The organism is Clostridium subterminale, assembly GCF_039521425.1.
In the GTDB taxonomy this organism is placed as follows: Bacteria; Bacillota; Clostridia; order Clostridiales; family Clostridiaceae; genus Clostridium_J; species Clostridium_J subterminale.
On record NZ_BAAACI010000007.1, the window covers coordinates 57153 to 70266 of the forward strand.

11 protein-coding genes and 2 other annotated features are annotated in these 13114 nt (G+C 29.7%); of the genes, 1 reads left to right on the forward strand and 10 read right to left on the reverse strand.

From position 1 onward, the window contains the following. Nucleotides 1–9: 9 nt before the first annotated feature. The 10 genes from ABDZ93_RS13980 to ytxC form a co-directional block, all read right to left on the reverse strand. Nucleotides 10–2541, reverse strand: coding sequence for an ABC transporter permease (locus ABDZ93_RS13980; RefSeq protein ID WP_343827057.1), 2532 nt, complete (start codon nucleotides 2539–2541; stop codon nucleotides 10–12). A gap of 223 nt (nucleotides 2542–2764) precedes the next feature. Beyond that, nucleotides 2765–5143: a phenylalanine--tRNA ligase subunit beta gene (pheT, locus tag ABDZ93_RS13985; protein WP_343827058.1), complete on the reverse strand. Its 2379-nt coding sequence runs from the start codon at nucleotides 5141–5143 to the stop codon at nucleotides 2765–2767. Between the two features lie 18 nt (nucleotides 5144–5161). Further along, nucleotides 5162–6181, reverse strand: coding sequence for a phenylalanine--tRNA ligase subunit alpha (pheS, locus tag ABDZ93_RS13990; protein WP_343827059.1), 1020 nt, complete (start codon nucleotides 6179–6181; stop codon nucleotides 5162–5164). A 130-nt stretch (nucleotides 6182–6311) separates the two neighbouring features. Then, nucleotides 6312–6526: a binding site (T-box leader), on the reverse strand. Between the two features lie 108 nt (nucleotides 6527–6634). After that, nucleotides 6635–7429: a TrmH family RNA methyltransferase gene (locus ABDZ93_RS13995; RefSeq protein ID WP_343827060.1), complete on the reverse strand. Its 795-nt coding sequence runs from the start codon at nucleotides 7427–7429 to the stop codon at nucleotides 6635–6637. Nucleotides 7430–7441: 12 nt separating this feature from the next. Further along, a complete protein-coding gene (locus ABDZ93_RS14000; protein WP_343827061.1) occupies nucleotides 7442–8101 on the reverse strand; it encodes a potassium channel family protein in 660 nt (219 codons plus the stop codon). 14 nt (nucleotides 8102–8115) lie between these two features. Continuing rightward, nucleotides 8116–9483: a TrkH family potassium uptake protein gene (locus ABDZ93_RS14005; RefSeq protein WP_343827062.1), complete on the reverse strand. Its 1368-nt coding sequence runs from the start codon at nucleotides 9481–9483 to the stop codon at nucleotides 8116–8118. A gap of 253 nt (nucleotides 9484–9736) precedes the next feature. Then, complete coding sequence (rplT, locus tag ABDZ93_RS14010) at nucleotides 9737–10090, reverse strand: 50S ribosomal protein L20 (protein WP_035135825.1); 354 nt, start codon at nucleotides 10088–10090, stop codon at nucleotides 9737–9739. A 27-nt stretch (nucleotides 10091–10117) separates the two neighbouring features. Next, a complete protein-coding gene (rpmI, locus tag ABDZ93_RS14015) occupies nucleotides 10118–10315 on the reverse strand; it encodes a 50S ribosomal protein L35 (protein WP_035135823.1) in 198 nt (65 codons plus the stop codon). Nucleotides 10316–10334: 19 nt separating this feature from the next. Beyond that, complete coding sequence (infC, locus tag ABDZ93_RS14020; protein ID WP_343827063.1) at nucleotides 10335–10862, reverse strand: translation initiation factor IF-3; 528 nt, start codon at nucleotides 10860–10862, stop codon at nucleotides 10335–10337. A gap of 34 nt (nucleotides 10863–10896) precedes the next feature. Beyond that, nucleotides 10897–11009 (reverse strand) — a sequence feature (ribosomal protein L20 leader region). 36 nt (nucleotides 11010–11045) lie between these two features. Next, nucleotides 11046–11972: a putative sporulation protein YtxC gene (gene ytxC, locus ABDZ93_RS14025; protein WP_343827064.1), complete on the reverse strand. Its 927-nt coding sequence runs from the start codon at nucleotides 11970–11972 to the stop codon at nucleotides 11046–11048. Between the two features lie 435 nt (nucleotides 11973–12407). Here ytxC and ABDZ93_RS14030 point away from each other — a divergent pair, with 435 nt between their 5' ends. Then, nucleotides 12408–13112: a DUF6873 family GME fold protein gene (locus ABDZ93_RS14030; RefSeq protein ID WP_343827065.1), complete on the forward strand. Its 705-nt coding sequence runs from the start codon at nucleotides 12408–12410 to the stop codon at nucleotides 13110–13112. Nucleotides 13113–13114: the final 2 nt, after the last annotated feature.

Sequence of the window (13114 nt, forward strand, 5' to 3'; positions counted from 1 at the left end):
ATTACTCTTCTACTCTACATCTCTAATGCTCTCAACAATACTTGACTTAAACAATATTCTTGATGGCAATATTGATGATAATAGTGTAATTATTACTGTAACTATTAGAGTTATAGCCATCTCTCCTATAGGTATATGCCAACTTATAGTTTGTCCTAACCATACCTCTGAGTTCTTTGTTATAATTGTGGAAGTACCTAAAGTCAATACAGTAGCTACTATAGATGATATAACTCCATAGATAGCTCCTTCCCACATAATAATTTTCTTAACCTGTTTTTCACTAAGTCCCATAGCTCTTAAGAATCCAAACTCTTTTTTTCTCATAATAGCACTCATATTCATGATATTTATAAGATTTATTATACTTACCATAGCTACTACAATAACTATGCTGTACATAGCAAATATAATTTGAGCATTATTTACCTTTACTTTTTCTAGCTCTTCTCTATAAGATAATAATGTAGCACCTTTATCACTATTCACAACACTACTTAACTGATCTTCAACATTTTCATAGTCATATCCATCCTTAACATTGCCTTCCCAATATTGGTATTTAGTCATGTCCATATGCTTCTCCATAGCAGAATCAGGTAAAATTATTGCTGAAGATCGAGCTGTAGTACTTGCCTCATCAAAAGGCAATTCTTTTATGGCCTCTTCACTAACTATAGCTCCAACCTTAAACTTAGGGAAAGTTCCACCTAAAAACTCTCCATTATCATTTAATTTACTAAATGAAGGTTGTACCTCATCTCCTACTAATAAATTAGTATAGTTTAAACCACCTATATTTTGTACAAGAATTAGGATATCCTCTTCCTTCATCTTATCTATATCTATCTCACCATCAATTACATATTTCTTTAGAGCTTCCAACTGTTTATCACTATATCCAAATATAGTGATTTCTGTTAAGTATCTATCTAGATATATACATTGTGAAAAATATTCATTTGTTTCACCTAACGCTTTATAGGCCTTCAGCCCTTCTTCTGTAAACTTTTCCTTCGGTAAATCCATAGTAGTACCTCTTCGTTTAAGCTTCAAGGTTACATCTAATCCTTCGACAGCAGAAACATTTTCTACTGATAATCCACTTTTTGAATTAACCTTAAAATCTACCTTAAAACCATCTTTAAATGTAGCTACAGGGTTTGTAGAGCCTATAACATAATTTACCGTCATAAACATAGTTATAGTTATAATTAAAGATAAACACGTAGATAAAAATCTTTTTTTATTTCTAAATGTATTTATAACTGCCATACTTCCCTCAAATGGTAATTTTTTAAGGGCAGGCTTATCTAAATTTAATTTTATACTACTCCCTTGCAATGAAGTATTGTCTCCTCCTGTTATAGCCTCTATAGGTGAAATAACTGATGCTCTTTTTGCTGGAAAATAAGTTCCTATGAATCCAGTTAAAAGTCCTATACCTACTGCTATTATAATAATTTTAGGATCTAGGGTGCTTACTGTACCTAAATTTTCTATTCCTGTTATCATTTTTATAATAAATCTTGTTATCCAATTCCCTAATAAAATTCCTACAGGTATAAATACAATGGTTATAAGCATTCCCTCAACCAAAATCATCATCTTTATTTTCCAAGGAGGGCAGCCTATTGCCCTAAGCATACCTATTTCCTTAGTTCGTTCTGATACACTGACGTTAAATATGTTAAAAATTATTACACTAGAAATTGTTATTAAAATTAAGGAAACAAAAAACATTATATTATCATATTTTTTATATTCATCTTTTAGCTGTAACTTTGATTCATTAGCAAAGAAACCTCCTGTAGAATATCTTGATTCTGTCAGTTTTTTTACTGCTTCTTCAGCTGAATAGGAAGGTTTTATCATTATATATCCATCAGCTTCTACATTTTGCAAAGTAAGCTTTTTCTCTTCTAATATTTTAGCTCCAAATTCAGGAGTAATATATGCATTTCCTTCCTTAGGATAAAACCAATTTCTATAAGTAAAGTCATAAGTTCCTGTAAGTATAAACTCTGTTTCTCCTTTTTCATAATAAAATTCTGTACCTCTCCCTCTATGGCCTATGGTATAAGGAATAATTATCTTATCTCCTACTTTATACTTCTTAGGGAATGAGTCAAGAATCCACTTTTCTATAGCTATCTCATTATCTTTCTCTGGATATCTTCCTTCTAATAATTCAAGATTTAATATATCTGTAGCATTCTCTTTAAAAGCTGATATTTGAAGAGTATTATCGGTATTGGGAACATCATATCTTGCAATTGGCCAAACTGTTGTAACCTCTTTAACTACCTCTTCCTTTGCTACCCTATCAAAATCAACATACCCCATTGTACCTAAATATATATCATGTATTCCTCCAGAATCATCCTTCATCTTTTGATATAAGGATTCCTTTAAGGCTTCCGATATGGTTCCTAAGGATACTATAAGAGCCATAGATACTATGATTCCTAAAGCTACAAATATAATTCTCTTTTTTCCCTTTTTAATATAACGTGGAATTATACCCCAAAAACTTTTCATATTTCCACTCCTTTATTTTAGTACTATCTAATACAAAAAATAGTCATTATATAAAATTATACACTATAATACATATATAACCATAATTGTACATTAATGAGGTTACAAATTCAACATTTATAGATTATATTTTGTTTAAAATTGTAAACTATTCTCTTTATATAAAACTTCCCATAAAAAAATAAGCAGATGTAAATTTACACCTACTTATTCCAATTAATAATTATCTTAATTCTGCGCCTAACTTATGCTCTAAGCTTCTTAAAATCTTATCATGAACCTTATTTACTTCAGTATCAGTTAAAGTTTTATCTGCATGTCTATAAGTTATAGCATAAGCTATACTCTTCTTACCTTCTGGAATTTGACTTCCTTTATAAACATCGAATAGCTTAGCACTTTCTAAGATACCGCCACCTTGTTTTTTAATAGTATCTTCTATTTCTTGTACTAGAACTCTATCATCTACTAAAACTGCAATATCTCTTGTTACTGCTGGGAATTTAGGAAGTGCTTTATGTTTTTTGTCCATCTTAGCACATTCCATCAACATATCTAAATTTAATTCAGCAACAAAACATCTTGTATCTATACCATAATTTTCACTTACATCTGGATGAATTTCACCTAAAACTCCTGAAACCTTATTTCTAAGTTTTAATGCTGCAGTCTTTCCTGGATGGAAGCTAGGATTTTCAGTTTCTCTAATAAAGATTCCATTATCGATTCCTAAAACATCTAGTACATTTTCTACCACACCTTTAAGTTCTAAATAGTCTCCGGCTCCATACATTCCTAAGGTTAAAATATTTCTCTCCTCAGGTAGTTTCTCTTCATCAGTATTTTTTATATATACCTTCCCTATTTCAAAAAGCATTGCACTCTCATTGCTCTTTACATAGTTTCTAGCTAAAGATTCCATCATTGAAGCAAGAGTAGTAGTTCTCATTACTTTGAAATCTTCTCCTAGAGGGTTTCTAATTTCTACTACATTTCTTAGTTCACTGTCCTGTGGAATTAAAAGTTTATCGAAAATCTTATTACTTACAAATGAGTAACTTATAGATTGATTCATTCCACTAGCTACTAAACCTTCTATTATTTTATCTTCTAGCTTATGCTTATCTGATTTTCCTGACTTTATAACCTCACAATGAGGAAGGGTAGATTCAAAATTATTATATCCATGAATTCTAGCGATTTCCTCTGCTATATCCTCTTTTATATTTAAGTCACTTCTAAATGTTGGACAATTAACAACTAAAACATTACCTTTAATTTCAGTAGTTAAATCTAATCCATCTAAATATTTTTTCATATCTTCTTTTGATATATTACTACCTAAGAATCTATTAACCCAGTTACTATCAACTTCTAAAGTATAAGCTGTTCTAACCTCATTATATATATCTATAACTCCAGCCATAACCTTACCTGCACCTAGTTCTTCAACTAAAGCACATACTCTATCAACAGCTAATTCACATAAATTTGGATCTAAATCCTTCTCATATTTAGTTGAAGCTTCTGTTCTTAATCCTAATTTTTTAGATGTATTTCTTATATTAAGACCATTGAAGTTCGCACTTTCTAGGATTATCATAGAAGTATCATCTTTAACCTCTGAATTTAGTCCCCCCATAACTCCTGCAAGTCCTATAGTTTTATCTCCATCCTTTATGCAAAGCATAGAGCTATCTATAGTTCTTTCTTCTTCGTCTAAAGTAACAAATTTTTCTCCATCTTTTCCAGTATCAACTACTATAGTATTAGATACTATATCTCTAGCATCAAAGGCATGTAATGGTTGACCTAGCTCTAACATAACAAAGTTTGTTATATCTACAATATTATTGATAGGTCTTACATCAGCTTCTAATAATCTCTCTTGCATCCACTGTGGTGATGGTTCTATCTTTATATTGCTAATTCCTTTAGCCATATATCTTCTACATAGTGGACTCTTAATTTCTACTTTATAACTATCAGTTATATTAGTTTTACCTTCTTCACTATATTTAAGATTTGGCATTTTATAAGTCAATCCTAAAGTAGCTGCTGTTTCTCTTACCATTCCAATTATACTAAAGCAATCTGCTCTATTAGAAGTTATTTCAAAGTCAATAATAGCACTTTCAAGAGGTATTACAGACTTAATATCTACTCCAATAGGTGTATCTTCAGGTAATATCATAAGTCCATGAACTGGCTCGTCTCCAGCAATTCCAAGCTCTTCTTCTGAGCAGAACATACCGTTTGATACTACTCCTCTTAATTTACCTTTTTTTATTTTAAGTCCGCCATGCAGCGTTGCACCATGTAGTGCTACTGGAATAATATCCTGCTCCTTCATGTTTGTAGCAGCAGTTACTATTTGTATTTCTTCCTCTTTGTTAATATCCACTGCACATACAACTAATTTTTCTGCATCTGGATGTCTTTCTATCTTTGTTATCTTTCCTGTAACTACATTAGAAATTTCATCTCCTGTAAGTATAACCTCTTCAACATGAGACCCTGAAAGATTTAATGCATCTGCAAGTTCTACAGGGGAAACATTTATATCAACATAGTCTTTTAACCATTTAACTGGATACTTCATAATCGTCCTCCTTATCTATTAAAACTGATTTAAAAATCTCATATCACTTTCATATAATAATCTAATATCTTCAATTCCGTATTTTAACATTACAATTCTGTCTAGTCCAAATCCGAAAGCAAAACCGCTATATTTTTCTGGATCAATTCCACAATTTCTAAGTACTTGTGGATGTACCATACCGCAACCTACAATCTCTATCCATCCACTACCTTTACATACTTTACATCCCTTACCTCCACATACGAAGCAAGTTGCATCCATTTCTGCTGATGGTTCTGTAAATGGAAAGTGGTGTGGTCTAAATTTAACCTTCATGTCATCTCCAAACATCTTTTGTATAAACATTTCTAAGGTTCCCTTTAAGTCTCCAAAGGTAATATTTTCTGCCACTACTAATCCCTCTATTTGATAGAATATTGGTGAGTGAGTTGCATCTACAGCATCTGAACGATATACCTTTCCTGGTGCAATCATCTTTATTGGTGGCTTTTGATTTTCCATAGTTCTTATTTGAATTGGAGATGTTTGAGTTCTTAACACTATATTATCATTTATATAAAAAGTATCTTGTTCTCCTCTAGCTGGATGATCCTTAGGTATATTTAAAGCCTCAAAATTGTAATGATCATATTCTACTTCTGGACCTTCTTCTATCGAAAAACCCATAGATAAGAATATATCATTCACTTGGTCAAGAGTTAAACTTAATGGATGTTTTCTCCCCACAGTTTGTTTCTTTCCTGGCATAGATATGTCTATTACTTCACTGTTTAATTTTGCTGCCTTTTCTGCACTTCTTATAGCTTCACCCTTTGTATCAATGGCATTTTCTATCTCTTCTCTTACTTCATTTGCAATTTTACCCACAACAGGTCTTTCTTCTGCTGATAGTTTTCCCATACCTCTTAAGATTGCAGTAAGCTCTCCCTTTTTCCCTAGATACTTTACTCTAATATTTTCAAGTTCAGCTTTATCTGTTACTTGACTTAGCTGTTCTAAGGCAATTTTCTTAATTTGTTCTAATTGTTCTTTCATATTCTAAGCTCCTTTCTAAAATTCATCATTTCATTTAAAATTATGGATTAAAACTTCTACTTAACTTCAGTAGTAAATAACAGTCTCTGAAATTAAATTTTCTTTTATACACATAAAAAAACCGTCCCTAAAAAGGGACGGAAAATCCGCGGTACCACCCTAATTGAGTTTTATTAAAACTCCTCTTAGTAAATTTATCGACCATAGCCGCTAATTACTACTATTACTTCATAATTAGTACTCGGAAGTGAACTTCGATATAATCTTATAAGAACAGCTTTCAGTCTTTGGCTCTTCCTCCCTTATATAAAAATATATATCTACTCTCTTCGTCATTGTATAAATATTTCATTTTATATTTACTAAACTAGTTAGCCTACTCTTTTACTTCAAAACATTAAAATCCTAACTTGTTAGAAACATTATACATATAATATATAAAAATTTCAAGTATTAATAATTTTTATTTGATATCTTTTGTCTTACACCTTCATATATCATAATAGATGCAGCTATAGCAACATTTAGTGATTCTGTATTTCCTAGCATAGGAATTTTAACCTTACAAGTAGCCAAATTCATAACTTCATCACTAATTCCATTGCCTTCATTACCTACAGCTATTATTGCATTATCTACTAGGTTAACTTCAAAAAAATTTTTATCAGTTTGTAGAGAACTACATACTAAATTATATCCTTTATCAATTAATTTTTTTGTAAAATACAAATCTTCATCATGGATTATAGGGATATTAAATATGGAACCCATAGTAGATCTTAAGGTTTTTTCATTATATAAGTCTACTGTATCCTTACTTAAGATAACTCCCTTACAGCCAGCACTATGAGCTGTTCTTATTATAGTTCCTAAATTGCCTGGATCTTGCACCTTATCAACTAAAATATATAATCCCTCTTTTGCTATGAAGGTTTCTTCTTTCATGTTAAGTACAGCTAAAACCCCTTGGGAATTTTCTGTACCTGAAATACTCTTAAATAAGTTATCATTTATTATAAATAATTTTTCATCATACTTACTAATGCAAAAAGAAAATTTTTCATTGAACTTATCTATAGAACTTTCCTTTATAAAAAGTTTATCTATAATAAAATCTGATTTAAATCCTTCCTCTAGGAACCTAAAACCTTCTATAATAAACTTTTTATTATCAACTCTATATTTTTTTTCTTTTAACTTCTTAATTTCTTTTAATGTGTTATTATCCTTACTTTTTATAACCTGCACTTATAAATCTCCTTATCTAACTAAACTTTCAATACTGTTTAGTTCAGAAGTTCCTCCTATGGCTACTATTATGTCTCCTTCTTGTATAACTTCATCTGCAGCTGGAGATACCTCAATATTATCATCCCTTTTAATGGCTACCACATTTACACTGTATTTTACCCTTAAATCTAGTTCTTTTAAGGAGTGACCTTCCCATTCCTTTGGGGTGACAATTTCTGCAATACTAAAATCTGGTGATAACTCTATATAATCAAGTATGTTAGAAGAACAAAGGTTATGAGCAACTCTAATCCCCATATCACGCTCTGGGAATATAACCCTATTAGCACCTATTTTATATAAAACTTTTGCATGTAATGCATTATTAGCCTTAGTTATGATATGCTTAACATTCATTTCTTTAACTAAAAGAGTAGAAAGAATGTTAGCTTGAATATCAGAACCTATACTGATTATAGCTACATCAAAATTACTAATTCCAAGAGCTCTTAAGCTGTTTTCATCATTAGCATCTACTTGAACAGCATGGGTAACTTTTTCCGCAATATTTTGAACTGCTTCTTCGTCTATATCTACTGCCAAAACATCATTACCTAGTGCATATAAAGTTTCTGCTACCGAAGTTCCAAATCTCCCTAAACCAATAACTATAAATTGTTTTTTACTCATATATATCCCCCTCTTTATCCAACTAGAATTTTATCTTCTGGATATTTAATAGAATTTCCTCTTTTACTTTTTCTTATAGAAATTGCTACAACTAGTGTAAGTGGTCCAACTCTACCTGCATACATAGTTAGTGCCACTATAGCTTTACCTATAGCAGTAAGCTCTTGAGTTAATCCTAATGTTAACCCAACAGTTCCAAAGGCTGAAGTTGTTTCAAATAAATAATGTTCAAAAGGAGCTCCGGATGCTCTCTCCGTAATAGATAATAATATAGTTGTAGTGAAAATTAATGCTAATGCTATAATTACTACTGCTAAAGCCTTATATACAGTTTCTTTATTTATTTTTCTTTTAAATAATTCTGTATCTTCTCTTCCATTTATAACTGATAATATCGTCATAAAAAGCACTCCAGCTGTGGAAGTTTTTATCCCTCCAGCGGTTGACCCTGGTGAGCCACCAATAAACATCAACATTATCGTTAAAAATGTAGACGCCATAGTCATCTGCGTCAAATCTATAGAATTAAACCCTGCTGTTCTTGGTGAAACTGATGCAAAAAATGCTGACAACAGTTTTCCTTTAATCCCCATAGGCTTTATAGTTCCTGGATTAGAAAGTTCAAATACTAGAAACATTATAAATCCAAATAAAATTAATCCTGCACTTACGGCTATTACTAACTTAGTTTGTAAAGCTAATCTCTTAGTGTGTTTATAATTAAATATATCATTCCATACATGAAAACCTAATCCACCTATTATTATTAAAGATGATATTGTAAGTATTACCAAGGTATTATCGCTATATGCAGTTAAGCTATTATAATTTCCCATAAGGTCAAATCCAGCATTACAAAATGCAGAAACAGCATGGAATATACTATAATATATGCCTTTAACAATTCCAAACTCAGGTATAAATTCAAATGAAAGCAATAACGCCCCTAGAAGTTCTATTGAAAAAGTAAATACTAATATATACCTTGCTAATTTTACTATTCCCTGAAGAGATGTGGAGTTTAATGATTCTCTTATTATTAATCTTTCTTTTAAAGTTATTTTTTTACCAATAATTAATGATAAAAGTGTAGCAAAGGACATAAATCCAAGACCACCAATTTGTATTAAAATAAGTATTACTGTTTTTCCAAAATAACTCCAATAGGTACCAGTATCTACAGTAACTAATCCTGTTACACAAACTGCTGAAGTTGATGTAAATATACAATCAATAAATGGAGTTCCTACACCTTCTATAGTAGCAATTGGCAAGCTTAATAATAGGGCACCTGTAAATATTATCGTTGCAAATCCCATAGCTATTATTTGAACGGGAGTAAAGTTTTTACGCCTTAGAATGCCAATTAATCTCAATTGCATAGATAACACCTCATACTTCTTACAAAAAAATTTATTATAATTATATAATTTTCCCTTTTGTTTATTAAAATATATATAGTATAAGAATGTAGCCATAGCTACATTCTTATACTATATATATCCGTCTATTCATTATCTTTATTGCTTACATAAAAAAATAATAAATAATTATGTATATTAAAATTAAGTCTAACAAAATCCAGAGACATGACATAGTCATCCTCTGGCTTTAATTTCTTATATTAAATTAATCCTATAGGTGCTTCTTAGCAACTTCTACTAATTCAGCAAATGCCTTTGGATCATTTATTGCTATTTCAGAAAGCATTTTTCTGTTTATTTCAACGCCAGCAAGTTTCATTCCATTCATGAATTTTGAATAAGAAAGATCATTCATTCTAGCAGCTGCATTTATTCTAGCTATCCATAGTTTTCTGAAATCTCTTTTCTTTAATTTTCTTCCAACGTAAGCATTTCTTAATGCTCTAATTACTGACTCATTAGCTGTTTTAAATAACTTGCTTTTTCCACCGTAGTATCCTTTTGCAAGTTTTAATACTTTTTTATGTTTTTTACGACTATTCATCGCTCTTTTTACTCTTGCCATTATATTTACCTCCTAGATAACTTCCTACTATAAGTATGGTAGTAATTTCTTCATTATTTTTTCTTGAGTAGTTGAAACATATCCTGTTTTTCTAAGATTTCTCTTAGTCTTTCTGCTCTTCTTAGTTAATATATGGCGTCTAAAAGCTTTAGATCTTTTTAACTTACCTGTTCCTGTCTTTTTAAATCTCTTTGCTGCACCTCTATGTGTTTTCATTTTTGGCATTGTAAAGTCCTCCTCTCGGTTATGCTCTTTTTGGAGCTAATATCATTATCATATTTCTTCCTTCTTGTCTAGCTGGCTTTTCAATAACATAAACATCGCCTAATTTTTCTACAAAAAGGTTTAATATCTTGTGTCCAACTTGTGAGTTTTCAATTTCTCTTCCTCTGAATCTCACAGTAACTTTAACTTTGTCTTCATCTAATAAGAATTTTCTAGCATTATTAGCTTTTATCTCAATATCGTGCTCTTCTATGCTAGCACTTAATCTGATTTCTTTAAGTGTAGTAATTTTTTGTTTCTTCTTAGCTTCTTTTTCTTTCTTTTGCTGTTCATAAACAAACTTACCAAAATCCATTATTTTGCATACCATAGGTTTTGCATTTGGAGATACTACAACTAAATCTAATTCCTTTTGTTGAGCAATATCTAGTGCTTCTTTTGTAGAAATTACTCCTAGTGCTTCCCCATCTGAGTTAATAACTCTTACTTCTTTATCTCTTATTTCTTCATTCATCATGAAATCTTTATTTTTACTGATAACATTCACCTCCGGCTTTTAAACCACATATTTTTCATTTTATATAAAATAAAAAGGACAGCAAACGCCGCCCCATATTTACAGTTATTGTAAATTAAAATCATTACCTTACTAGCAGTACTGTAAGGTGAGAAACGGCAGTTTCTACTTGTTAATAAATTATTCACTTTCCAACTAACATAGTCAATTCTACTACACCTTTATATTATTGTCAATAGGCATTTCTATAATTTCTTTAAACATTAGACATTCATTACACCCACTGCAATGATAAATTCTGTCTTCAAATACCTTCTCTATAGTATTAATTAATTCTTTATTTTTACACCTATTAGCAGAATGTATCACTATCTTTTTCGGACACATAGTTATGAGTCCACTTATGACTAAATCATCTTGACTAACTTCTACTATATTTTTATTTTCACAAATCTCATTCAAAAGGGTTTCCATAATATTATTCCCAAATTCATCTCTGAGTATATATGAATCTCCTCTTTTTCCAATATATAAATCTACTTTCTCAGCCTTACTCTCTTGTATTTCAACAAAATATTTTAGAAGACTAATAAATTCATTAAATTCCTTTTCTATCATATAGCTTTCTACCACTTTTTCTATTATCATATATATCTGCGGCATTAATTCCTTCGCTCTAAAGTCAATAAAGCCTTTAATATTTATTTCATTTCCTTCTTCTATGCAATTAATAATTCTATCTAAAATGTTATTTTTCTTATTCATATAATATATTACAGTATCATCTATAGGTAATTCTTCCATTAAAACTTTATATATATCCTTTTTTATATCACTTACATCGTTATAATTTAGAAAATTATAAGTTTCATTTAGATGTTTATTAACCTTTTTTTCTAAAAACTCGTTAATAATCACACCATATAAAATGTTAGCTATATAATAGTTAAATAACTTCTTACCTTCATCCTCAGTGTAATCACCATCTTTCCAATATATATGTATACATTCATTTAATTCATCATTTTCAACTTTTAAATTTAAACTTTTCTTTTTTGTCCTTAAATAATCACCCATACTCTTAACTTGATTTAATACATAATCCTTATAGCTATTATTCACAATAGTCAACATCAGCATTCAATCACCCCACTTCATGTTAAGAATTTTATAGATACAGAACTTCACTTTAATATATTATGTGTTTTTATTTTTTACTATATACAATTTTTAAAATCCAATTTATTCTATAAATTTTATAGCATTTATGATATATTATTTCTAAATTAGTCTATTGATCTACTTAGCTAAATAATCTTTATAAAAATTTCTTAGATTAACTACCTGGTATACAAAAATTTTTTCTATAAAAATATAGATATAAATAAGAATATTTATACTGGGAACTATTTAAATACAGATATATATTCCTATATAACTATTTAACTATTTAACTATTTAACTATTTGTTCTATTTATGCGGGTTTGAGAAGAATCTGTCATTTAAATAGTCTGATTAAAGATATATTAAAATTTGAATTATTAATAACAACCAATAATAAGGTGGTGCTATTTTTGAAATATGCTTTTGTTGACTTCAGAATTTCTCAAGAGGAGCTTTTAGCTTTGGAAAATTTAAATTGTAAAGTTATACTTTGTGAACCTTGCAATTCATTATATCCAGCTATATGTGGTCATCCTGATATTCTTATACATTTTATCGATAATAATAATGTTATTATTCATAAGGATACATCTTCTACCTTTGAAGAAATTCTAAAATCTCTAAATCTAACGGTATTGAGAAGTACTGATGCTTTAACTGATAAATACCCTAAAGATATCATTCTGAATGCTGTAAGTACTTCTGATTTTTTTATGCATAAAATAAGATATACGGATAAAACTTTGTTAGAAAATATTCATGATAAGACATTAATAAATGTGAATCAAGGTTACTCCAAATGCTCTACTGTAGTATTATCTAATAAAGCTTTCATAACTTCTGATATATGTATTTATAAAGAATTAAATATCTATGGATATGATGTACTATTAATTCCATCAGGGGATATTCTTTTACCTCATTTAAATTATGGGTTTATTGGTGGAACTTGTGGTATGATAGACTCTAAAACCATAGTTTTTTATGGAAATTTAGATTTATATCCTCATGGAGATTTAATAAAAATATTTTTAAATAAGCATGGTATAACTCCTATCGCTTTAACCAACTCGCAATTAATTGATAGAGGTAGTATATATTTTTTAGATATTTAATA